The sequence below is a fragment of the Stenotrophomonas sp. YJH_SMC_27 genome (genome assembly GCF_059369815.1).
The window spans coordinates 60,629-83,926 of the sequence record NZ_JCAFTA010000005.1 but is presented as its reverse complement, the minus strand read 5'-3'; the positions used below and the strand labels follow the sequence as shown (position 1 = coordinate 83,926).

Here is a 23,298-nt window from a genome sequence, read left to right as displayed (position 1 = left end):
GCAGCCGGCGAGGATCAGAGCAGAACGACATCGAACTGCTCCTGCAGGTATTGCTCGTCCGCCTGGAAGCGGATGCTCTTGCCGAGGAATTCCTCCAGCTCGGCCACCGCCGCCGATTCCTCGTCGGTGATGCGCGCGACCACCTTGGTCGAGGCGATCACCAGCAGGCGCGCGGCGTCGAACTGGCGCACCGCGCGGGTGATCTCGCGGAAGATCTCGTAGGTCACCGTCTCGGTGGTCTTGATGCTGCCGCGGCCGCTGCACTGCGGGCAGGTTTCCGACAGCTGGCGCTCCAGGCTTTCCACCGTGCGCTTGCGGGTCATCTCCACCAGGCCCAGCGGCGAGAAGTCATAGACTGTTGTCTTGGCATGGTCGCGCGCAAGCGCCTTTTCCAGCGTGCGCAGCACCTGGCGGCGGTGCTCGGCATCATCCATGTCGATGAAGTCGATGATGATGATGCCGCCCAGGTTGCGCAGCCGCAGCTGCCGCGCCACCGCCTGCGCAGCCTCCAGGTTGGTGCGGAACACCGTTTCTTCCAGGTTGCGCTGGCCGAGGAACGAACCGGTATTGACGTCGATGGTGGTCATCGCCTCGGTCTGGTCGATGACCAGGTAGCCACCGGATTTCAACGGCACCTGCTTGTCCAGCGCGCGGCCGATCTCGTCCTCCACCCCGAACATGTCGAAGATCGGGCGATCGCCGGAATACAGCTCCAGCTTCTCGGCCAGCACCGGCATGTACTTGGCGACGAAGGCCTGCAGCTGGCCGAAGGTCTCCTTCGAGTCCACCTTCACCTTGTCCACATCCTTGCGGATCAGGTCGCGCACCGAACGCAGCGGCAGGCTCAGGTCTTCATAGATGATGCTGCACGAGGGCGCTTCGCGGCCACGACGCTCGACCACGTTCCACACGCGCGACAGGTAGGCGATGTCCTCGGCGATGGCCTCGGCCGGCTGGCCTTCGGCGTTGGTGCGCACGATGTAGCCGTAGCCGCCGTGCTGCGCCGACAGCTCGGTCACCAGCGCCTTCAGTCGGGCGCGCTCGGCTTCGTCCTCGATGCGCGCCGACACGCCCACCACCTTGGACTGCGGCAGCAGCACCATGTAGCGCGAGGGAATGCTGATCTGCGTGGTCAGGCGTGCGCCCTTGGTGCCGATCGGGTCCTTCACCACCTGCACGACGATGTCCTGGCCGTCACGCAGCAGCTCGACAATCGGCACGCTGGCCGGCGGCGGCAGGGTGGTGTTCTCGGTATCGGCACTGGCCACCGGCGCCGGCCGCACCACGTCATTGGCGTGCAGGAACGCGGCGCGCTCCAGCCCGACTTCGACGAAGGCGGCCTGCATGCCGGGCATGACCCGCTGCACCTTGCCCTTGTAGATGTTGCCGACCACACCCCGGCGCCAGCCACGCTCGATGTGCAGTTCCTGCAGCATGCCATTTTCGATCACCGCGACCCGGGTCTCGCGCGGGGTCACGTTGACCAGGATTTCCTCAGACATCTGCAGCCTCCCTGGCGGCATCGGCGGTGGGGGCCGGCACGCCGCAGCGCGCCAGCAAACGATCGGTGTGCAGCAACGGCAGCCCCATGACGCCGGAGTAGCTGCCGGACAGGTGCTCGATCCAGCGCTCGGCCCCGCCCTGGATGGCGTAGGCACCGGCTTTGTCCAGCGGTTCGCCGGTGGCGACATAGGCGGCGATGTCGGCAGCGTCGATCGGGGCGAAGGTCACTTCGGAAATGACCAGTTCGCTGTCCAGCCCGTCCGCGCCGACCACCACTACGGCCGTCATCACCTGGTGGGTACGCCCGGCAAGACGCGCCAGCATCCCCCGGGCATCGGCAGCGTCGGCGGGCTTTCCAAACACCTCGCCATGCAGCACCACCTCGGTGTCCGAACCAAGCACCCGCGCCTGCGGGTCATTGGCCAGCACCCGGGCCAGGCCGGCGCGCGCCTTGTCGGCGGCGACCCGGCAGACGTACTGTTCGGCGCTTTCAGCGGGCGCACGCTGCTCGACGACCTCCAGATCCAATGCCTGGAAGGGGCGTCCGAGTCGGGCCAGCAGCTGGTTGCGTCGGGGGGAGCGGGAAGCTAGGTAGAGCATCGGCACAGCATAACCTGAGGCCGCCACCTGAATCGTCGGCAACCCGTCCCGGAACGCGTTCAACCCCGAACGGACTCACAACGCGTTCATCGCTACGACACCACCCTCAACGGCACAACAAGGAGATCCCATGCGCCTGACTGCCACCCCGCTGCTGCTCGCCCTGTCCCTCGCCCTTGGAACCTCGATGACCGCCCATGCCGCTCCGTCCTCGCCATCGATCGCCGCACCGGCCGAGGGCACGCTGCTGAACATCTCGGCCAATGCCGAGGCCACCCGCGTGCCTGACGTGGCCACGCTGTCGGCCGGCGTGGTGAGCCAGGCTGCCGATGGCAACAGCGCCATGCGCCAGAACGCCCAGCAGATGGACAAGGTGCTGGCCGCGATCAAGGCCGCCGGCATCGCCGAGCGCGACGTGCAGACCAGCGGCGTCAGCCTCAACCCGCAGTACCGCTACGCCGACAACGAAGCGCCGAAGATCACCGGTTACCAGGCCAGCAACACGGTCAGCCTCAAGGTGCGCGACATCGCCAAGCTCGGCAAGGTGCTGGACGCGCTGGCCGCGCAGGGCGCCAACCAGATCAACGGCCCGAGCTTCGAGATCGACCAGCCGGAACCAGTGTATGACGAAGCCCGCCTGGCTGCGCTGACGAAGGCCCAGGCCCGCGCCCAGACCTATGCCAAGTCACTGGGCCTGCAGGTGCGCCGCATCGTCAGCATCTCCGAGAACAGCAATGGCGGTTTCCGCCCGATGCCGATGATGCGCACCATGGCGGCCGGTGCGGCGATGGACAAGGCCACCCCGGTCGCGCCGGGTGAATCCACCGTATCGGTCAACCTGGACGTGGTGTTCGAACTGGGTCGCTGAGCCGTTGGTCATTGCCGACAGAGGCGGGTTCCCCAGGGGACCCGCCCTTTTTTCGTGCATTCCGACGGCAGTGGCTGAAGGCCAGCCCAACACGGGTGCCCCTGCCTCTATGCAGTGGTCGCCCGGGCGCGCTACTGATGCACTGCCAGCCGCGTGCGGCAACCCCGCCACGGGCCCTGGTGCGTTGAGGACTTCGTCACTGGCATGGAGGTGGACCATGGTTCGTACGTATCCCGTTGCATCCCTGCACTTCGACCCCGCCCGCGTTGCCGCCTGGAGCGCGGCGATCGCCCTGCACCTGCTGGCCTTCCTGTTGCTGCTCATCCCTGCGACCTACCAGGCCGTGCAGGCCCCGCGTGAAAAGACCACGGTCAGGCTGATCGAGAAGATCCCGCCAACGCCGCCGCCCCCGGTGCTGGAACCGCCCAGGGAGGTCGCCCGGGTCGTACCGAAGCCACAGACGCAGCCGGCCGCGCCGCCGCTTCCAGCTCCTACCGCAACCGTGGAAGAAGCCCAGGGCATCGCGCTGCCGGCCGCCGAACCGGCCCCGCCCCAGCTTGCACCGAGCATCGATGCCTCCGCACCACTGGCCGGCGCCCAGCTGCAGTACCGCAGCGCCCCGCCGCCGGCCTATCCGCTGGCGGCATTGCGCAACCGCGAACAGGGCACTGTGCTGTTGCGGGTAGAGGTGGACACCCGCGGGCAGCCGACGGGGGTCAGCATCGAGCGCAGCAGCGGTTCGCGCAGCCTGGACCAGGCCGCGCGCCTGCAGGTGCTCCGGCACTGGCGCTTCGAGCCGGCCCAGCGTGATGGCGTGGCGGTACCGGCCATCGGCATGGTGCCGGTGCAGTTCTCGCTGCCGGAGTGAAGTGATCGCCGGCCCGGCCACCTGCCGGGCCGGCGCTTCCCTGCACGTGCCAACGGACGGAACCGGATCAACCGTTACCGATTAAGCAAAAATTCACGACTTCGTCACCTACCGGAAACCTAGATTGATCCGTCCCGGAATCTTCCGGAGACAGCCCTCAACGCTACGGTTTTCCAGTTAGGAGAGAAGCTGTGAAACACCTGATCCAACGGCCCGCCAGCCGCCGCCGCAGCACTCTGGCATCGTCCATCACCCATATCCTTACCGGCAGCACCCTGTTGCTGGTTGGCGCCGCGGCTTCCACCTCCGCCTTCGCGCAGGATAAGGCCACCAACCTGGACCGCATCACGGTCACCGGTTCGAACATTCCGCGCACCAACACTGAAACGCCGTCGCCGGTGCAGGTAGTAACCCGCCAGGAAATCGACCGCACCGGCAAGACCACGGTTGCCGAATACCTGCAGACCCTGACCGCTGATGGCTCCGGCTCCATCCCCAAGACCTTCGGCAACGGCTTTGCCGGTGGTGGCGCCGGCATTTCGCTGCGCGGCCTGGGCGCGGGCTCGACCCTGGTCCTGTTGAACGGCCGCCGCATGGCCACCTACGGCCTGGCCGACGACGGCCAGAAGGTCTTCACCGACCTGAGCACCATTCCGCTCGATGCCGTCGAGCGCGTGGAAGTGCTCAAGGACGGCGCCTCGGCAATCTATGGCTCCGATGCCATCGCCGGCGTGGTCAACATCATCCTGCGCAGCGACTTCCAGGGCGCCATCCTGCGTGGCTCCTATGGCCTGTCCGGTGACAGCGATGGCGACGCGAAGAAGGCGACCCTGACCGCCGGCACCGGCGACCTGGCCACTGACGGCTGGAATGCCTTCTTCAGCCTGGACGTCGGCAAGACCGACGCGATCAAGATCAGCGATCGCAAGAACCGCAAGTGGATCGGCACCGGCGACATCCGTCCTTGGGGCTATGGCAACAATGCCCAGTTCCTCGGCGGCGCCTACCTCAATGGCCGCACCAGCGGAGGCGTCGGTCCGAATGGCTCGGTGTATGACGACCGCAATGTCACGGCGACCAATCCGGCAAGGCTCGTGCCACTGCCCGGCTGCCAAGGCCTGACCACCATCCCGGGCCAGACCGACGCGTCAGTGGCGGCCCAGGGCTGCCTGTGGGATCCGGCGCAGCAGTTCCGTGATCTCACGCCTGAAGAGAAGTACGTCAACGTGTTCGGCCGCGCCAGCTTCGCCTTCGGCGAAGGCGGCGAGGTCTACACCGAGATCGGCTACTCGAAGAAGGAAACGATCTTCAGCAACACACCGTCCGGCGTCTCCGGCAGCTGGGGCTATCCCCTTGGCCCGCGCAATGCCAGCAGCGGCCCGGGCGCCGTGGTGCTGTCGCCGACCCATCCCGACAATCCGATCCAGGGCCAGGCCTCGCGCCTGCGCTACTCGGCCTGGGATGTCGGTCCGCGCGTGACCAACAACACCAATGAGTTCAACCGCTTCCTGGTCGGCGTCAAGGGCAACTGGGGTGACTGGAGCTACGACACCGCCTACCTGCACTCCGGTACCGATCTGGTGAACAAGCGCACCGGGTTCCTGCGCTACAGCGCTGTACAGTGCGCGCTGGGCAACCCGAACTGTGCCGGCGGCGTGTGGCGTATTGGCGACAATGCCAACCTCAACTCGCAGGCGCTGTACGACTTCATCTCGCCGACCATCAGCGCACGCGCCAAGTCCAGCCTGGACATGTTCGACTTCACCGTGTCGCGCAGCCTGATGGACCTGAAAGGTGGTCCGCTGGGCCTGGCAATCGGTACCGAGTGGCGCAAGACCAGCAACAGCCTGACCCCGCAGACTTACACCGACCAGGGTGACATCATCGGCCTGGGCTATTCGGCCTATGACGGTACGCAGAATGTCTACGCCGGCTACGTCGAACTGTCGGCACCGGTGCTGGAGCAACTGGAACTTTCCGGCGCGCTGCGTTACGACAAGTACGAAAGCGGCGAAGGCAAGGCCACGCCGAAGCTGGGCATCAAGTGGACCCCAGCCGACTGGATCGCTCTGCGTGCCAGCTACGCCGAAGGCTTCCGCGCCCCCAACCCGGCCGAGAACGGCGATGGTGGCCTGGCCGCCTTCTCCAACGCCCGCGATCCGGTGCGCTGCGCCGTCAGCCCGCCGGCCGATGTCGGCACCAACTGCAGCTCGCGCCCGGTCGCGATCATCACCCGCCCCAACAAGGACCTGAAGCCGGAAGAGTCCAAGAGCTACTCGGTGGGCATCGTGCTGCAGCCGACCTCCACCACTTCGATGACCGTGGATGCCTGGCAGATCAAGCGCACCAACGAAATCGCCCAAGGCTCCACGGCCGATGCCATCGCCGCCGGCAACGTGCTGCGTGACATCGACCTGATCAACGGCATCGCTGGCACCGGCAGCATCCTGGCGGTCAACACCGCGTACATCAATGCGGCATCCACGCGCGTGCGCGGTATCGATACCGATATCCGCCAGACCTTCGATATCGGCCCGGGCCAGCTGGAAATGGACCTGCAGTGGAGCCATGTGCTGAAGTACGAGCGCACCGACTCCGACGAGACCTTCGACTATGCAGGCACCCACGGCAACTGCGACGTGACCAACTGCATCGGTACGCCAAAGGATCGGATCAACTTCGGTACCACCTGGCGTCAGGGGCCGTGGAGCGTGAGCGGCGTCGCCAACTACATCTCCAAGATGGACAACAAGGATTTCCGTGGTCCGGAGGGTTCGTACCAGTTCTCCTACGCCGACGGTACCGACGTCACCAAGATCTCCTCGTTCACCACCTTCGATCTGTCCGGCCGCTGGAACATCACCGAAGCCTTCGAACTGAACGCCTCGGTGCAGAACGTGTTCGATCGCATTGCTCCGCTCGATCCGACCACCTACGGTGGCGTGAACTACAACCCGCTGCACTTCAGCGGCGCCATCGGTCGCTACTTCACCGTCGGCGCCAAGTACACCTTCAAGTAATACCGTTCAACGCATCAACTTCGGAGGCCCGGGCAGCAGCCCGGGCCTTCGTCGTTGCACGCCTTGCATGCACGTTCACAGGCACGTGGCTACCGTGTGCAAGCGGCACTACCGCCGCAGGGGATCACCATGGCCACGACATCGCAACGCCTGGGCCTGCCCGCGTTGACTGCACTGGTAGTTGGCTCGATGGTAGGCGCCGGCATCTTCTCATTGCCGCAGAACGTGGCGCGCAGCGCCGGGCCGGCCGCCGCGCTGATCGGCTGGGCGGTCAGTGGCGCCGGCATGCTGATGCTGGCCTTCGTGTTCCAGGCCCTGGCCAACCGCCGGCCGGATCTTGATACCGGCATCTACGCATACGCGCGTGAGGGCTTCGGCAACTACATCGGGTTCTCTGCGGCCTGGGGCTACTGGGTCGCCTCGGTGCTTGGCAATGCCAGCTTCTTCGTGCTGATCTTCAGCGGCCTCGGCCATTTCCTGCCAGTGTTCGGCGAAGGCAACACGCCTGCCGCCGTGGCGGCGTCGTCAGTGCTGCTGTGGACCGTGCACCTGCTGGTGCTGCGTGGCCTGCGTACGGCGGCCATTGTCAATGGCCTGGTGACGGTGGCCAAGCTGCTGCCGATCACGCTGTTCCTGATCCTGGCAGCAGGTGCGTTCCGCATGGAGGTGTTCCGTGCCGATTTCCTTGGCACACCCGCGCTCGGCGATCTCGGCCAGCAGCTGCGCGGCATGATGCTGGTGACCGTGTGGGTATTCATCGGCATCGAGGGCGCCAGCATCTATTCACGGCGTGCGGCGCGCCGCGCCGACGTTGGCCGCGCCACGGTGATCGGTTTCCTGGGGGTCTGGCTGCTGCTGGTGCTGGTCAGCCTGCTGTCGATGGGCGTGCTGTCGCAGGCCGAACTGGCCGGGCTGCCCAATCCGTCGATGGCCTATGTGCTGCGCGCCATCGTCGGCGAATGGGGCGCGACGGTGATCATCATCGGTTCGATCATCTCCGTCCTCGGTGCATTGCTGGCCTGGGTGCTGCTGTGCGCCGAAGTGCTCTATGCCGCCGCGGGCGACGGCACCATGCCCGCCTTCCTCGGCCGCGAGAACGCGCGTGGTGTGCCGGCCAATGCACTGTGGTTGAGCAATGGCCTGATCCAGTTGTTCCTGCTGCTGGTGCTGGTCAGTTCGGGCAGCTACACCGGGCTGGTGCTGCTCGCTGCGTCGATGAGCCTGGTGCCCTACTTCCTGTCCACCGCGTTCGGCGTGCAACTGGCCTGGCGCGGACAGTCCTACGCGGGTGAGCCACGCGTGCGCTGGCGCGATTTCGTGGTCGCGCTGCTGGCCAGCGCCTACGCGCTGTGGCTGGTGTATGCCGGCGGCCTGAACAACCTGCTGCTGTCGGTGCTGCTGTACGTGCCCGGCGTTGTTCTGTTTGCGCAGACCCGGCGCCAGCGCGGCGAGCCGGTTTTCACGCGCTGGGAGTGGGCGCTGTTCGGCGCGATCCTGGCAGTAGCAATCGCCACGCTGGTAGCGTTCTGGAAGGGCCGGATCACGCTGTAGCGGCGAGCGCATGCCCGGCTTGGAGGATGCAGCCGAGCATGGGCTCGCCGCCACAACACGGCAAAAAAAAACCTCCATCTCGCGATGCAGGTTTCTCAAGGTGGCGCCCGAAGTTGGACTCGAACCAACGACCCCCTGATTAACAGTCAAGTGCTCTAACCGGCTGAGCTATTCGGGCAGACGACTAGTATAACCACTCTTCACGCGCGATGGTAGGGGTGATTGGCAATCATTGCGGCAGCCCGATACAGCTGCTCGGCCACCACCAGCCGCACCAGCATGTGCGGCAGCGTCAATGGTCCAATCGACCACTTCTCATCGGCCAACGCGGATACTTCCGGCGAATGCCCTTCCGGGCCACCGATCAGGAACGCCAGGTCCCTGCCCTGCCCGCGCCAATGCTCCAGGCGTTGTGCCAGCTGTTCGGAGCTGAGCTGGCGGCCCGGCACATCCAGCGCCACCACATAAGCGTTCTTCGGCAGCGCAGCGATTACCCGCCTGCCTTCATCCTCCGTGGCGCGGCGCGGATCGCGGCCCTTGCCGCGCAGGCCAGGCTCGATTTCGACCAGCTCGAACGGCAGCCAGTGCGACAGCCGCTTCTGGTACTCGGCGAAGCCCTGCGCGACCCAGCTGGGGGCGCGTTCACCGGTGGCGATCAGGCGGGCTTTCATCAGCGGTCCTCCAAAACGTCGACGGCGCCATCGGCGCCGTCGAAGGGATGCATCATCGTGTGGCTCAGGCCACTTCGTCGTCGCTGGACGGCGGCTGGTCGCCGACGGTCCACAGGCGCTCGAGGGCGTAGAACTCACGCACGCGCGGCAGCATCACGTGGACGATCACGTCGCCCAGGTCGACCAGCACCCACTCGGCCTCGCGCTCGCCTTCCACGCCCAGTGGCATCACGTCCAGGTTCTTGGCGAAGCGCACGACTTCATCGGCAATCGACTTGACGTGGCGGGTCGAGGTGCCCGAAACGACGATCATGTAATCGGCAACGCTGGACCGGCCGCGCACGTCGATCTCGACCAGGTCCTTGGCCTTCAGGTCTTCGGTGGCTTGGCGGACGCTGGCCAGCAGTTCCGGCACGGACGGCGGCGGGCTGGGAAGATCGACCTTGATGGTCTGGGGCTGGGTCTGGTTGCTCAAAGTGGATCGACTCGATAAACGTGGGGCGATTATACGGGGATGGCGCGGCCGCGCCATTCACGCCGTGGCCGGGCGGTACAGCCCGTGTGCAGCGACATAGTCGGCCACGGCCGGTGGCAGCAGTGCGCGCCAGGGGCCGCCAGCGGCAATCTGCGAGCGCACGGCGCTGGCTGATTCCTCGCGCAGCGGGTGGTGCAGGCGCAGGACGCGCCCGGCCGGGCTGGCGAACAGGGCCTGCTCATTGTCGGCCCAGCGCCCTTGCAGGGCACGCCCCAGCTCGCCATCGATCGACGCCTGCAACGGGCTGCCCGGCCGTTCGGCCACCACGAAGTGGGCCAGGTCGAACAGGGCCTCCCATTCGTGCCAGCCGGACAGGCCCAGCAGGCTGTCGGCGCCCACCAGCCAGGCCAGCGGCCGGCTCGGGCCCAGCTCGCCACGCAGCTCGCGCAGGGTGTCGACGGTGTACGACGGACGACCGGGGCAGCGGGCGGCACGATCCAGTTCGCGGCGGTCCAACAACAGCCCCGGCTCGTCGCCGATGGCCAGCGACAACATCGTGCAGCGCTGCTCAGCGGTGGCACCGGGCACCGCGCGGTGCGGCGGATCGGCGGCCGGCAGCAGGCGCACGGCGACCTGCAGTTCATCACGGGCCGCACGCGCGATCGCCAGGTGCCCCAGGTGCACCGGATCGAAGGTGCCCCCGTAATAGATCCGCAGGCTCATTGCTCAGGCCCGCGCCAACAGGCGCACGGCACGCGGTTCGGCCACCACCACCAGCAGGCGCTCCAGCGCCAGCCAGGCATCACCCTCGGCGCGGCCCTTGGCGATGCGGTCAACCAGCCCGGCTTCGGCCACGAAGCGTTCCCAACGCTTGCTTTCCGGATGCCGCTGCAGCGCGCGCTTGTACGGGGCCTGCCGCGATTCCCAGATACCGCGCGATTTCATTTCAGCCGCCAGGTTGCCGCCACGGGCCTGCACCCGGGCCAGGCCAGCGCCCGCCAGCAGCTCGCGGATCACCATCGGCATCAGCGCAGCCACCGCCTCGCCCTCGCCGCGCAGTCCGGCCAGCATGCGCAGCACCGCCGGCGGTTGGCCGGAAAAGGCCGCTTCCACCAGCCGGAACACGTCATAGCGGGCGGCATCGGCCACCAGCGACTCCATGCGCTCCACGTCCAGCGGCTGGCCATCGGCCAGCAACGCCAGCTTGTCGATTTCCTGGGCAGCAGCCAGCAGATTGCCTTCCACCCGCTCGGCCAGGCGCTGCACGGCGGCAGGATCGGCACGCAGTCCCTTGCCACGCAGGCGGCGCTCGATCCAGTCCGGCAATTCATGCGGCTTGACCGCCCAGGCCACCGACAGCACGCCGATGCGGTTGATCGCTTCGGCCCACTTGCCCTGGTGGGCCTTGCTCCATTCACTTGCGGTGATCATCAGCACCACGTCCGGCGCCGGGTTGGCACAGAACTGGCTGATCACTTCGGCCCCGTCCTTGCCAGGCTTGCCGCTGGGCAGGCGCACCTCAACCAGGCGGCGGGCACTGAACAGGCTGGGCGCGTTGAAGCTGGCGTCGAGCTGGTTCCAGTCGAAATCACGGCCATCGGCGTCGAACACTTCACGTTCGCCAATGCCGGCGGCGCGTGCGCGTGCGCGGATGGCGTCAGCTGCCTCCAGCACACGCAGGGTTTCCGGGCCGGCAATCAGGTAGACCGGCGCCAGCGCGGTATCAGCGCCCTGGCTGGCCAGCTGCTCCGGACGCAGTTCCATGGCCGCGGCTCAGTGCTTGGCTGCGGGGACCGGCTCGGCCGGTACCGCGCCTTCAATCGGCTTGGCTTTCGGCGCCGACAGGCTGCCGCCCTTCTCGAGCTCGGCACGCACCACGCTGTCGATGCGGCGGATGATCGAGGCGGACATTTCCCGGCGCAGCTCGTTGGCCAGGATCTCGCGTTCGGTGGTGGTACCGGTGGCGTCGGTCGGTGGCGACACGTAGTCACGCGAGAGCTCGATCACCTGCTGCGGCACCAGTTCGCTGCCATCCTCGCGACGGAAGATGAAGATCACCGCATAGCGCAGGCTGTACTCCTGGGCGCGGCCCTGCGAGTCGATGGCGATCGGCAGGTCGCCCCAGCGCTCGGACAGCACCTGCAACTGGGTACTGGGTTCGTTGCTGTCCTCATCAGCCAGCCTGGCACCGGAAGCCAGCAGGCTGCGGTTGAGCAGCTTGACCAGTTCACTGTACGGGGCGGTGGATACCACCTTCACCGGGGCGGTGTCGGTGGGCAGCATCAGCTTGTTGCGCAGATGGAAGCCGCAGCCGGCAAGGCCGAGGACAAGAACGAGGGCAAGCAGGATTCGGGTCATGGAGACAGTCTGGCGGAGCCGGGCGATCACGGCAACACACAGCGTGCCCGAAGCCGCGTGAATGCAGGGCCATCAAACGCCTGGCCCTGCACCGGAATGGCACCGGCCACCATACGGGTGGCCGGTGCGGGGTACATCAGGCGGCGACGATGTTCACGATCTTGCCGGGCACGATGATGATCTTGCGCACCGTCAGGCCTTCCAGGAACTTGGCCGCGTTGGGCTCGGCCAGCGCCAGTGCCTCCACCTGCTCGCGCGCGGCGTCGGCCGCCACGTCGATGGTGCCACGCAGCTTGCCGTTGACCTGCACCGCCAGGGTCAGCGCGTCGCGCACCAGCGCACTGGCATCGGCCTGCGGGAACGGCTGGTCTTCCAGCAGCGTCTCCGCGTGACCCAGCACCTGCCACAGGGCGTGGCTGGCATGCGGGGTGATCGGGTTCAGCAGCAGCACGATGGCCTGCAGCGCTTCCTGGCGCACCGCACGGCCCTGCTCACTGCCGTCCTCGAACTTGGCCAGTGCGTTCATCAACTCCATCACCGCAGCGATCGCGGTGTTGAAGCTGTGGCGGCGGCCGTAGTCGTCACCGACCTTGCCGATGGTTTCGTGGGTCTTGCGGCGCAGCGCCTTCTGGTTGGCGTCCAGTGCTGCAACATCCAGCGCCGGGGCGGCGCCGTCGGCGGCATGCTTCTGCACCTGGGCCCAGAGGCGGCGCAGGAAGCGGGCCATCCCGTCCACGCCGGCCTCGTTCCACTCCAGCGACTGCTCCGGCGGCGCGGCGAACATCGAGAACAGGCGCACGGTGTCGGCGCCGTACTTGCCGACCATCGCCTGCGGGTCCACGCCGTTGTTCTTCGACTTGGACATCTTCTCGGTGCCACCGACCACCACCGGCTGGCCGTCGGCGATCAGGGTGGCGCCGGTGATGCGGCCGCGCTCGTCGCGCTGCACTTCCACATCGGCCGGATTGATCCAGTCCTTCGAGCCGTCCGGGTTCGGGCGGTAATAGGTTTCGGCGATCACCATGCCCTGGCACAGCAGGTTGCGCGCCGGTTCGTTGCTGTCCACCATCCGCGCGTCGCGCAGCAGCTTGTGGTAGAAGCGGAAATACATCAGGTGCAGGATCGCGTGCTCGATGCCACCGATGTACTGGTCCACCGGCAGCCAGTAGTTGCCGCGCTTGTCGACAGCGTCACGGGCACCCGGCGAGGTGTAACGGGCGTAATACCAGCTCGACTCCATGAAGGTGTCGAAGGTATCGGTCTCGCGCTCGGCCGCACCGCCGCAGTCCGGGCAGGTGGTCTTGCGCCATTCCGGGTCGGTCTTGATCGGCGAACCGGTACCCGAGAACGCCACGTCCTCCGGCAGCACCACCGGCAGTTGTTCTTCCGGCACCGGCACCGCGCCGCACTTGGCGCAGTAGATCACCGGAATCGGGCAGCCCCAGTAGCGCTGGCGGCTCACGCCCCAGTCGCGCAGGCGGTAGTTGACGCGGCGCTGCCCCTGGGCCTTGCGCTCGAAGCGTTCGGCCAGCGCTTCGAACGCGCCCTGGAAGTCCAGGCCGTCGAATTCGGCCGAGTTGACCAGCTCGAAGGCACGGCTCTTGTCGCTGTACCAGTCCTGCCAACGGCTGCCGTCCCAGGTGCGCTCTTCGTCGGTGCGCGGATCCTTCAGCGCGATGACCTGCTTGATCGGCAGCCCGTACTTGTTGGCCACTTCATTGTCGCGCTGGTCATGGCCCGGCACCGCCATCACCGCGCCGGTGCCGTAGCCCATCAGCACGAAGTTGGCGACCCACACCGGGACCGGCTCGCCGGTCACCGGGTGCAGCGCGCGCAGGCCGGTATCCATGCCGCGCTTTTCCTGGGTTTCCAGCTCGGCTTCGGACACCCCCCCCTGCTTCAGGTCGACCAGCAGCGCGGCCAGTTCCGGATTGTTCTTCGCCGCGTGCAGCGCCAGCGGGTGTTCGGCGGCAATCGACACGAAGGTCACGCCCATCACCGTGTCCGGGCGGGTGGTGAACACACGCAGCGGGTCCAGCGCGCTGCCGTCGACATCGCGCACGTCGAACTGGATTTCCAGGCCTTCGGAACGGCCGATCCAGTTACGCTGCATGGTCTTGACCGATTCCGGCCAGCCGTCCAGCTCGTCCAGGCCATCCAGCAGCTCCTGGGCATAGTCGGTGATGCGCAGGAACCACTGCGGGATCTCGCGCTTCTCGACCAGGGCACCCGAGCGCCAGCCGCGGCCGTCGATGACCTGCTCGTTGGCCAGCACGGTCTGGTCGACCGGGTCCCAGTTCACCACCGCATTGCGGCGATAGGCCAGGCCCTTGCGCATCAGGCGGGTGAACATGCGCTGCTCGTGGACGTAATAGTCCGGGCGGCAGGTGGCGAACTCGCGCGACCAGTCGATGGCGTAGCCCAGCGACTTCAGCTGGCTGCGCATGTGGTCGATGTTCTTGTAGGTCCACGCCGCCGGCGCGGTCTTGTTCTTGATCGCGGCGTTTTCCGCCGGCAGGCCGAACGCGTCCCAGCCCATCGGCTGCAGCACGTTGTGGCCGGTCATGCGCTTGTAGCGGCTGATCACGTCGCCAATCGTGTAATTGCGCACGTGGCCCATGTGCAGCGCACCGGACGGGTACGGAAGCATCGACAGGCAGTAGTACTTCGGCTTGTCCGAAGTCTCGTCGACCTCGAAGGCACGGGTAGCGTCCCAGTATTGCTGGGCGGCGGATTCAACCTGCTGCGGGTCGTAGGCGTTGGTTTCAGCGCTGGTCATGGAACACGCGGATGCGGCGGCAAAGCGGTACAGCGTACCGCAGTGCGGCAAACGTCTCCAATCCTGCCCGCCGGAGGCAGGCGCCGCGACGCCCCGGGAGGCGTCTCAGCGTGGGCGCGACAGCGGCAGGGCCGCCCCCAGCCAGACTGCCCAGCACGCAAACGCCAGCCGTTGTGCCAGCGGCGCCGGCAGTACGCCCTGCAGGGCAAACGCGGCCAGCGCGGCCAGCATGCCGCAGCCCAGCGCCAGTACGCCCAGCGCGCGGCCATGCACCTGGCGCAGACCGGATACGGCCAGCAGCAGGGTTCCGGCGACAAAACCCAGCACCCAGATCATCCAGGCGCTGGCATGCAGTTGGCTGGCCGGCCCGTGCAGGTCATCCACATCCAGCGGCAGCAACCCCATCGCGGCGAAGGCCAACCCGGCCAGCAGCAGCATCTGGCTGCCCACCCGTGGCGCCCAGCCGGCGGTTGCCGGCAGCCCGCGGCGCAGGCACTCGGCCACGATCGCCGCCAGCAGGCCCGGCAGCACGAAGCCCAGCAGATTGAAGGCCAGCGCATGCGGCACCCCCTGCGCGCCCAGCAGTGCCACCGGATGACGGGCTTGTGCGTAGCCGTCCAGGCCGGCGCCGAAACCGATCACCGCCAGTACAAACAGCAGCGCGGCGACCAGGCCAGGCAGGCGCAGCAACGGTGACAGGGACGACATGCAGACTCCGGAAAGTACGGCGAGAGGAAGACTGCATTGTCAGGCATTTACCACAACCCGGGTTGAGACCGGCATCGATCGTCACCATAGAATCGGACTCCAGACGCCAAACGATGCCTCCCCCATGACCGAGACGACCTACGTATTCGACGCCACCACTGCGACCTTCGAGGCCGAAGTCCTGCAGAAGTCGCTGCAGACGCCGGTGCTGGTCGACTTCTGGGCCACCTGGTGCGGGCCGTGCAAGACCCTGGGCCCAATGCTGGAAAAACTGGCCGCCGAGTACAACGGCGCCTTCGAACTGGCCAAGGTCGATGTCGACAAGGAACAGCAGATCGCAGCGGCCTTCCAGATCCGCTCGGTGCCGACCGTGTTCCTGGTCAAGGGCGGCCAGCTGGTGGATGGCTTCCCGGGCGCGATTCCGGAAGGCCAGCTGCGTGAGTTCCTGGCCCAGCACGGCATCGTGCCGGCCGATGTCGGCGACGCCGCGCCCGAAGATGACGCCCCGCTGGACCCGCAGGCGCAGGTCGATGTGCTGCGTGCCCAGATCGCCGCCGAGCCGGACAAGGACGAACTGAAGCTCGACCTGGCCCTGGCCCTGCTGCAGATCGGTGGCGTGGACGAAGCCGGCACCCTGATCGACGGCCTGCCCGCCAATCTGGCCACCGACGACCGCGCCGTGCGTGCCCGCGCCCGCCTGGCCTTCGCCGCCGCGCTGAAGGATGCCCCGGCCGCTGAAGTGCTGGACGCCCGCATCGCCGCCGATGGCAAGGACCTCAAGGCCCGCCATCTGCGCGGCGTGCAACTGTTGCTCGGGGGCCATGACGAAGCTGCGTTGGCCCAGTTCCTGGAAATGCTGCGGATCGACCGCACGTTCGAGGAAGGGCTGCCGCGCAAGGCCCTGATCGACGCCTTCAATGTGATCTCCGACGAGGACCTGGTCGGCCAGTACCGTCGCCGGATGGCCTCGCTGCTGTTCTGAACGGGAGCCGTCCTCGTTCAGAATCCCTGCACTGAACGCGGGCAATAATGCACTGGATGGCGGCCGTGCGGCCGCCACGATCCGTTCGGGGGGATGAGGTCGGGGCCATGGGGTCTTGCAGCTGCGCCCCCGCATTGCCGGGATTGCAAACTGTGACCTTCGTCCGCTCGCTGTCGTTCGCCATGCGCTTCCAGGGCGCGCTGCTCTGCGCTCTTCTCTTCCTGCCGGCCATTGCCGCGGCCCAGGACTGGAACTACCGGGTCCGTCCCGGCGATACCCTGTGGGACCTGGGTGGCCTGTATCTCAAGCCCTCGGTACGCTGGCAGCAGCTGCAACAGCACAACCGCATCGACAACCCCTACCAGCTGCCGCCGGGGCAGCTGCTGCGCTTCCCGATCAGCTGGCTGCGCATCGAACCAGCCCCCGCCCGCGTGCTGTCGATAAGGGGCAAGGTCGAACTGTCCGGCGCCGATGGCAGCGCCACGCGCGCGCTACTGGCCGGGGAACAGCTTCGCATCGGTGACACGGTGCAGACCGAGGGCGACTCCAGCGTCACGCTTGAATTCGCCGACGCTTCCCGCCTGCAGCTGCGCGAGCATTCCCGGCTGCGCCTGGACCAGCTCAGCCGTTACGGCCACACCGGCATGGTCGATACCCGCGTGCGCCTCCAGCAGGGCCGCGCCAGCAACCGGGTGACGCCTGCCCGTGGCCCCGCCTCGCGCTACATCATCGATGCACCTACGGCGACCAGCAGCGTACGCGGTACCGTATTCCGGGTCAGCGCCGGTGACGCCGGCCACGTGGCTGCCACCGAAGTGCTGCAGGGCAAGGTGCAGGTCGGCAACATCCACGGCAAGCGCCTGGTCCAGCCTGGACAGGCCAGCCTCAGCAGCAGCGCCGATACGGCGCCGGATGCTGTCTCCGCCCTTCTTCCAGCACCGCAGCTGCGCAGCGACGGCATGCGCCTGGCGCCCTTGCCGGCCCTCCTCGCCTGGGACCCCGTCGACGGCGCCGCCCGCTACCGCGTTGAAGTGGTGCTGTCGGCAACGCCGGAAATCCTGCTGTTTGCCGCCACCACCACCGATACCCGGCTGGCGATCGGCGACCTGCCCCCCGGCCAGTTGCGCATCCTGTTGCGCGCCGTGGATGCGCAGGGTGTGGAAGGCCTCGACGCCAGCGCCGATTTCGAACTCGGCGACCAGCCCCCGCCGCCACTGACGGTGGCCCCGCTGCACGGGCAGACCATCAACAGCGACCGACCGCGCTTCCGTTGGAGCCAGGCGCCCGGTGCGCGCAGCAGCGTGCTGCAGATTGCCGCCGAGCCGAACTTCGAGCAACCGCTGCAGGAACAAAGCACCCCGGGCACCGACCTGCGCCTGGCGCAGCCGCTGCCGCCCGGCCAGTACTTCTGGCGGGTGGCCTCGCGCGATGGCAACGGCCACCAGGGCCGCTATGGCCAGGCCCTGCCCCTGCAACTGAGCAATGAACCGGTCGACCCGGCCCTGCAGCCGCCTGAGGCCACGCGTGGCGAACTGACCCTCCGCTGGCAGGCCGGCAGCGAAGGCCAGCGGTACCGGGTGCAGGTGGACCGTCGAGGCGACTTCCGGGCCCCCCTGGTCGACCAGACCGTAAGCGAGCCGCAGGTCAGCTTCAAGCAGCCGTGGAGCGGCACCCTGCATGTGCGCGTGCAGTACATCGACGACGACGGGCATGCGGGCGAGTACTCGCCGGCCCAGCAGATCAAGCTGCCTTGCCGTCTGTGCTACGGCGCTGGTGGCGGCGCCCTGCTGCTGTTGCTGTTGTTATGAGGCGCTCGCCGCTGCCGTGGTCGAAGCGGATTCTGCTGGCACTGCTGGCCGGCGTGCTGACGGTGATCGCCAGCCACGGCCAGTGGCTGTGGCGCCAGGACGAAGCCGCCTATGACGCCATGGTTGGGAATTGGGAGTACCGCCCCGACCCCAGCGTGCTGATCGTGGCCATCGACGAGGGCAGCCTGCAGCGCATCGGCCAATGGCCCTGGCCCCGTTCGGTCCATGCGCGCCTGCTGGACCGGCTGACCGACGCCGGCGCCGAGCGCATCGCACTGGACCTGATGCTGTCTGAGCCGGATCGACGCGACAGCCAGCAGGACGATGAACTGGCCACAGCGATCCGCCGCAGTGGCCGGGTGGTGCTGCCAGTGCTGGCGGCGCCGGCCGCCGGCGACCGCATGGCCGAGGAAATGCTGCCGATTCCGCAGATCGCGAGCAGTGCTGCGGCAATCGGCCATACCGATGTGGAAGTGGACGGCGATGGCGTCGCGCGCGGTGTGTATCTGCATGCGGGCATCGGCAAGGCCCATTGGCCGGCATTGGGCCTGGCGCTGGCCGACCTGCCGCCGGGCACGGTGCACGGCCTGCCCGATCCCGATCCGCAGATCGGTTCGCCCTATCAGTGGCGACGCGACGACTACGTGCGCGTGCGCTATGCGGGGCCGCCCGAGCGCCTGCCGCAGGTGTCCTATGCCGACGTACTTGATGGTCACGTGGACACGGCGATGCTGCATGGCCGCCGCATCGTGGTGGGCATGACGGCCAGCGGCATCGCACCGCGGCTGTTGACCCCGACCACCCGCGAGTACTGGATGAGCGGCAGCGAATACCAGGCCAACATCGCGTCGATGCTGCTGCAGCACAAGCAGATCGATCTGCTGCCACGCCTCTGGCAGCACGCCATCAGCGGCGTGCTGGCCGCGTTGTGCGTGCTCCTGCTCGGCCTGCGCCTGCCATGGCTTGCCGCACTGTGCTCGCTGCCGCTTCCACCGCTGCTGAGCTGGTTGCTGTTGCGTGCCGGTGACCTGTGGTGGGCACCGGCAAGCGCAATGCTGGGCATCCTGCTGGTGTTGCTGTCCTGGGCGATCTGGCGGATCTCGGCCTGGCACCGCCAGGCCAACCGTGATGCGCTGACCGGCCTCGGCAATCGCCTGCGTTTCGAGCAGTCACTGCAGCAGGAATGCGATGCCGCGCGCCGCAGTGGCAGGTCCTTGAGCCTGGCACTGATCGACGTCGACCATTTCAAGCGCCACAACGACCGCCACGGGCATCAGGTCGGCGACCGCGTGCTGCGCGATGTTGCACGGCTGATCGGTGCGCATGCTCGGCGCCCACGCGACATGGCCGCGCGCTACGGTGGCGATGAGTTCGCACTGGTGCTGCCGGATACCCCGGCCGAAGGCGCACGCCAGGTCATCGAGGACCTGATCGCCTGCGTGCGTGCACTGCCGGCCCCCGGTGATGGCAGCGACGGTGCCGTCACCCTCACCATCGGCGTGTTCACCCGCGTGCCTGACGGCACGCTGCAACCGCATCATTTCGTCGAAGGCGCCGACGCCGCGTTGTACCAGGCCAAGGCCAACGGCCGCGACGGGTATGTGATCGACGACAAGACGTGACCCTCGCCGCCGCCGGGGTGCAACATACGCATGCGAATGGCTAGACTGGGCGCCTCGCCCTGCGTCCCCGCACCCGCATGAACGCCCACCTGTTCCGCTTCGGTATCAATCTCTGGCCACCGTTCCTGTTCACCGGCATCCATGTCACCCGCATCACGCCGGACTACCGGCAGATAGATGTCGAGCTGCGCCTGCGGCCATGGAACCGCAACTACGTCGGCACGCACTTTGGCGGCAGCCTGTTCGCGATGACCGATCCATTCTGGATGCTGGGCCTGCTGCACATCCTCGGGCGCGACTACTACGTGTGGGACCGAGCAGGCGCCATCGACTTCCTCAAGCCCGGCCGCGGCACCGTACGCACGTCATTCCGCATCGACGACGCGCTGCTGGATGAACTGCGCACGGAAGCAGCCAGTGGTGAGAAGGTGCTGCGCTGGTTCAGCAACGACGTGGTCGATGAGAGCGGCGAAGTGGTCGCCCAGGTGCGCAAGCAGGTCTACCTGCGGTTGAAGCCACACGCACGCTGAGCGCGCCTCAATCGCGCGCCAACGCAGCCGAAGCTGGCTCCGCCTGCAGCGGTACCGTCAGCCACGGGTTCTCATCAGCGCTGCGCGCTGGAGAGCGCCGCGGCACCTGCAGATGGTGGCCATCGGCGGACAGCTGCGGCGACCGCACCGGCGAGCGGAACTGCGCCGGCAGCCGCTGCAGGGCGTGCACCGGATCGTCCGTCTGCTGCCGCAGCCAACGCTGCGCCCCCAGCAGCCGCACCATCGCCGCGGCATCCTGTGGCCGTGACGAATACGCAGGATAGACGGGCGCGGCAATCTCGGTCAGCACGCACCCCATCACATTGGACAGGCAACCGAAATCCCGCTGCGGCGGCGCTTGTAACGGCAGCGGCCGATCGGCCTCCAGCGCGGCCGTGGCGGCTGCGCCACAGGCCCAGCCAAGATTGCCGGCCACGCGCGCCAACGTGCTGCGCCGGTCAAGCACCAGGACGCCACCAAATTCCCGGGCCGAGGACTCGATCGCCGCCCGGCTCATCGCGTACTCGCCCTGCATAGCACGGCACAGGCTCTGTTCCTCGGCCCGCAACGGCTGCATGGCCTGTTCGCACTCGGCCGGCAGGGGGTGGTCGGCAGGCAGTTCAACCAGCATGTCGGCCAGCAGCTGGGCATTGGCCTGCACCAGGCTGGCACCGATGATGCTCTCGACCAGATAACTGCTGCCGGGCACCAGCCGCCGGCCCAGCTGCAGGCCACGGCAGGCACCACGCAGGGCACCGTCAATGTCACCCTGCACATAGGCCAGCGCGCGTGCACTGGTGGCGTCCATCACTACGCCATAGGCCGGCAACGGGACCAGAATGCCCTCGCCCTTCGGCGGGAACGGCGACGCGAAGTAGTCGGCGTCGGCCAGCTGATCCAGCCGCGCATGCAACTGCTGGTGCCCGGCGTGGGCCTCCACGAAGCGTTGCGGGTCCGCGCGGACCTGGGCGAGACAGCCGCTGGCGGCCGGCCCGCAACTGGCCCCGGGCCGCGAGTGCAGCTCGGCATGGTTGGCTACCAGGTGTGTCCGGCCGCTGCTTCCGCCATGTGCATCGGCTTCCCAGCGCCGTACATCCTCGGCCAGCGCCTGCTCGCGCTGCTGGGCATCCAGATCGTCGAACGGCAGCGTCCACAACAGTGCATATCCATTGCGGCCGCTCACCGGCAGGCGTGCTTCCAGTCGCTGCTGCGCCTGCAGGCGCGATTCGGGCACCGGCCACATGCGCGAGGCGCACCACACCACGATGGCCAGCACCAGCAGGCCTGCCAGGGTCCAGCCCAGTCCGCGCAGAATCTTCAACACAGCTTCCCTTCCATGTGCCGTTGCCGCAGTCGATTCCCCAGCGTAATCGACCGGCCGTGACCGCTACAATGCGCGCATGTCGCTCGAAGCCCCCGCCCTGGTCCCCCGCCCCTCCCTGCAGCGCCTGTTCCTGACCGGCCTGCTGACCCTGCTGCCGATCTGGCTGACCTGGGTCGTGGTCAAGTTCGTGTTCGTGCTGCTGTCGGGTATTTCCAGCCCGCTGGTGGTGCCGCTGTCCGAACAGATCGCAACCAGCTTCCCGCACTATCTGGGCTGGGTCCGCGCCGAGTGGATCCAGGACACCATCGCCCTGCTGGCCACCCTGCTGGTGATCCTGGCGGTGGGCGTGGCCAGCCGCCGCGTGCTCGGCCAGCGCCTGCTGCGCTGGGTCGGCGCGGTCATCAAGCGTATTCCGTTGGCCAGCATCATCTACGACAGCGCCAAGAAGCTGCTGGACATGCTGCAGACCGAACCGGGCAGCACCCAGCGCGTGGTGCTGATCGACTTCCCGCATCGCGACATGAAATCGGTCGGCCTGGTAACCCGCGTGATCAAGGAACACGGCACCGACCGTGAGCTGGCCGCGGTGTATGTACCGACCACGCCGAACCCGACCTCGGGCTATCTGGAAATCGTGCCGGTGGAACTGCTGACCCCGACCGACTGGACCGTCGATCAGGCCATGAGCTTCATCATCTCCGGCGGTGCCGTGGCACCATCCAGCGTGCCGTTCACCCGCGCCGGCGAACGCACTGGCGAACGCACCGAATGACACCGGCGCCGATCGAGCGCCCGCTGCAGGACCGCGCGGTCCTGCTGTTCATCGTGCTGGCCGCGTTCTTCTGCGGCAACGCGGTGCTGGCCGAGCTGATCGGGGTGAAGATCTTCGCGCTGGAAGACACTCTGGGCATCGATCCGCTGAACTGGAACCTGTTTGGCCAGACCGGCTCGCTCAGCTTCACCGCCGGTACCCTGCTGTGGCCGGTGGTGTTCATCATGACGGACACGATCAACGAGTTTTTCGGCAAGCGCGGCGTGCGCTTCATCTCGTGGTTGGCCGTGGTGCTGATCGCCTATGGCTTCCTGTTCGCCTTCGCAGCGATCTCGCTGGCTCCGGCCAGCTGGTGGGTCACCTCGATGGACGGCCACGGCGTGCCGGACTACCAGGCGGCATTCGCCGCGGTGTTCGGCCAGGGCATGTGGACCATCGCCGGTTCGCTGGTGGCCTTCCTGCTCGGCCAGCTGATCGACGTGGCCGTGTTCCATCGCATCCGCCAGGCCACCGGCGAGCGCCACGTGTGGCTGCGTGCGACCGGGTCCACCGCTGTTTCGCAGGTGGTGGACAGCTTCGTGGTGATCTGGATCGCCTTCGTACTCGGCCCGCAGCACTGGCCGACGTCGCTGTTCCTGGCCGTCAGCAGCGTCAACTACATCTACAAGATGGGCTTTGCGATCGCATTGATCCCGTTGCTGTACCTCATGCGGCGCGCGATCACCCGCTACCTGGGCGCCGACAGGGCCGCCGCCCTGCGCGCCGCGGCTGCGGCTGACTGAAGCCCCAGCGGCAAAAAGCTGACTGCGCCTTCACGCTGGCCGTACGCGGCCGGATCGTGCAAGCTCCACGGTCTGTG

20 protein-coding genes and 1 tRNA gene are annotated in these 23,298 nt (G+C 67.4%); 10 read left to right on the top strand and 11 right to left on the bottom strand.

Annotated features, from left to right (window positions below):
• Positions 1-14: 14 nt before the first annotated feature.
• Complete coding sequence (rng, locus tag AC5P7R_RS09700) at positions 15-1,502, bottom strand: ribonuclease G (RefSeq protein ID WP_019662105.1); 1,488 nt, start codon at positions 1,500-1,502, stop codon at positions 15-17.
• A complete protein-coding gene (locus AC5P7R_RS09695) occupies positions 1,495-2,103 on the bottom strand; it encodes a Maf family nucleotide pyrophosphatase (RefSeq protein ID WP_021204306.1) in 609 nt (202 codons plus the stop codon). The genes rng and AC5P7R_RS09695 overlap by 8 nt, the downstream gene beginning before the upstream one ends.
• A gap of 130 nt (positions 2,104-2,233) precedes the next feature.
• Here AC5P7R_RS09695 and AC5P7R_RS09690 point away from each other — a divergent pair, with 130 nt between their 5' ends.
• The 4 genes from AC5P7R_RS09690 to arcD all read left to right on the top strand — a co-directional run bounded on the left by AC5P7R_RS09690 (position 2,234) and on the right by arcD (position 8,410).
• Positions 2,234-2,971 (top strand): SIMPL domain-containing protein, encoded by a 738-nt coding sequence (locus tag AC5P7R_RS09690; RefSeq protein WP_227854013.1) that lies wholly within the window; start codon positions 2,234-2,236, stop codon positions 2,969-2,971.
• A 217-nt stretch (positions 2,972-3,188) separates the two neighbouring features.
• Entirely contained in the window at positions 3,189-3,839 is a 651-nt protein-coding gene (locus tag AC5P7R_RS09685) for an energy transducer TonB (RefSeq protein WP_111099030.1), read from the top strand.
• Positions 3,840-4,030: 191 nt separating this feature from the next.
• Positions 4,031-6,859, top strand: a complete 2,829-nt coding sequence (locus tag AC5P7R_RS09680; RefSeq protein WP_021204309.1) for a TonB-dependent receptor — start codon at positions 4,031-4,033, stop codon at positions 6,857-6,859.
• Positions 6,860-6,988: 129 nt separating this feature from the next.
• A complete protein-coding gene (gene arcD, locus AC5P7R_RS09675) occupies positions 6,989-8,410 on the top strand; it encodes an arginine-ornithine antiporter (protein ID WP_031270779.1) in 1,422 nt (473 codons plus the stop codon).
• A 101-nt stretch (positions 8,411-8,511) separates the two neighbouring features.
• On the opposite strand, the gene AC5P7R_RS09670 is transcribed toward arcD, so the two are convergent.
• The 8 genes from AC5P7R_RS09670 to AC5P7R_RS09635 all read right to left on the bottom strand — a co-directional run bounded on the left by AC5P7R_RS09670 (position 8,512) and on the right by AC5P7R_RS09635 (position 15,401).
• Positions 8,512-8,588, bottom strand: a tRNA-Asn gene (locus AC5P7R_RS09670).
• Positions 8,589-8,610: 22 nt separating this feature from the next.
• On the bottom strand, positions 8,611-9,081 hold the full coding sequence (gene rlmH, locus AC5P7R_RS09665; RefSeq protein ID WP_019662111.1) for a 23S rRNA (pseudouridine(1915)-N(3))-methyltransferase RlmH: 471 nt from the start codon (positions 9,079-9,081) through the stop codon (positions 8,611-8,613).
• A gap of 64 nt (positions 9,082-9,145) precedes the next feature.
• On the bottom strand, positions 9,146-9,556 hold the full coding sequence (gene rsfS / locus AC5P7R_RS09660) for a ribosome silencing factor (RefSeq protein WP_005410536.1): 411 nt from the start codon (positions 9,554-9,556) through the stop codon (positions 9,146-9,148).
• A 57-nt stretch (positions 9,557-9,613) separates the two neighbouring features.
• Positions 9,614-10,279 (bottom strand): nicotinate-nucleotide adenylyltransferase, encoded by a 666-nt coding sequence (nadD, locus tag AC5P7R_RS09655; protein WP_019662112.1) that lies wholly within the window; start codon positions 10,277-10,279, stop codon positions 9,614-9,616.
• A gap of 3 nt (positions 10,280-10,282) precedes the next feature.
• Positions 10,283-11,320: a DNA polymerase III subunit delta gene (holA, locus tag AC5P7R_RS09650; RefSeq protein ID WP_019662113.1), complete on the bottom strand. Its 1,038-nt coding sequence runs from the start codon at positions 11,318-11,320 to the stop codon at positions 10,283-10,285.
• A gap of 9 nt (positions 11,321-11,329) precedes the next feature.
• Positions 11,330-11,914, bottom strand: a complete 585-nt coding sequence (locus AC5P7R_RS09645) for an LPS-assembly lipoprotein LptE (RefSeq protein ID WP_019662114.1) — start codon at positions 11,912-11,914, stop codon at positions 11,330-11,332.
• A 136-nt stretch (positions 11,915-12,050) separates the two neighbouring features.
• A complete protein-coding gene (leuS, locus tag AC5P7R_RS09640) occupies positions 12,051-14,693 on the bottom strand; it encodes a leucine--tRNA ligase (RefSeq protein ID WP_026347280.1) in 2,643 nt (880 codons plus the stop codon).
• 105 nt (positions 14,694-14,798) lie between these two features.
• Positions 14,799-15,401: a DUF998 domain-containing protein gene (locus AC5P7R_RS09635; protein WP_019662116.1), complete on the bottom strand. Its 603-nt coding sequence runs from the start codon at positions 15,399-15,401 to the stop codon at positions 14,799-14,801.
• Positions 15,402-15,525: 124 nt separating this feature from the next.
• Between AC5P7R_RS09635 and trxA the strand changes: the two genes are divergently transcribed.
• The 4 genes from trxA (at position 15,526) to AC5P7R_RS09615 (ending at position 20,343) form a co-directional block, all read left to right on the top strand.
• Positions 15,526-16,383 carry a thioredoxin gene (gene trxA / locus AC5P7R_RS09630; RefSeq protein WP_019662117.1) on the top strand — a complete coding sequence of 286 codons (858 nt, stop codon included), beginning with the start codon at positions 15,526-15,528 and terminating at the stop codon, positions 16,381-16,383.
• A 107-nt stretch (positions 16,384-16,490) separates the two neighbouring features.
• Positions 16,491-18,191 (top strand): FecR family protein, encoded by a 1,701-nt coding sequence (locus AC5P7R_RS09625; RefSeq protein WP_478435939.1) that lies wholly within the window; start codon positions 16,491-16,493, stop codon positions 18,189-18,191.
• Complete coding sequence (locus tag AC5P7R_RS09620) at positions 18,188-19,813, top strand: CHASE2 domain-containing protein (RefSeq protein WP_227854011.1); 1,626 nt, start codon at positions 18,188-18,190, stop codon at positions 19,811-19,813. The genes AC5P7R_RS09625 and AC5P7R_RS09620 overlap by 4 nt, the downstream gene beginning before the upstream one ends.
• A 77-nt stretch (positions 19,814-19,890) precedes the next feature.
• Positions 19,891-20,343 (top strand): DUF4442 domain-containing protein, encoded by a 453-nt coding sequence (locus tag AC5P7R_RS09615; RefSeq protein WP_019662120.1) that lies wholly within the window; start codon positions 19,891-19,893, stop codon positions 20,341-20,343.
• A 7-nt stretch (positions 20,344-20,350) separates the two neighbouring features.
• On the opposite strand, the gene AC5P7R_RS09610 is transcribed toward AC5P7R_RS09615, so the two are convergent.
• Positions 20,351-21,667 carry a hypothetical protein gene (locus AC5P7R_RS09610; protein ID WP_111099027.1) on the bottom strand — a complete coding sequence of 439 codons (1,317 nt, stop codon included), beginning with the start codon at positions 21,665-21,667 and terminating at the stop codon, positions 20,351-20,353.
• A 76-nt stretch (positions 21,668-21,743) separates the two neighbouring features.
• On the opposite strand from AC5P7R_RS09610, the gene AC5P7R_RS09605 reads away from it, so the two are divergent.
• Together AC5P7R_RS09605 and AC5P7R_RS09600 are read left to right on the top strand one after the other, a co-directional pair.
• Positions 21,744-22,439, top strand: coding sequence for a DUF502 domain-containing protein (locus AC5P7R_RS09605; RefSeq protein ID WP_005414135.1), 696 nt, complete (start codon positions 21,744-21,746; stop codon positions 22,437-22,439).
• Positions 22,436-23,221 carry a queuosine precursor transporter gene (locus AC5P7R_RS09600; protein WP_164145225.1) on the top strand — a complete coding sequence of 262 codons (786 nt, stop codon included), beginning with the start codon at positions 22,436-22,438 and terminating at the stop codon, positions 23,219-23,221. Before AC5P7R_RS09605 ends, AC5P7R_RS09600 begins: the two co-directional genes overlap by 4 nt.
• The last annotated feature ends 77 nt before the right edge of the window (positions 23,222-23,298 follow it).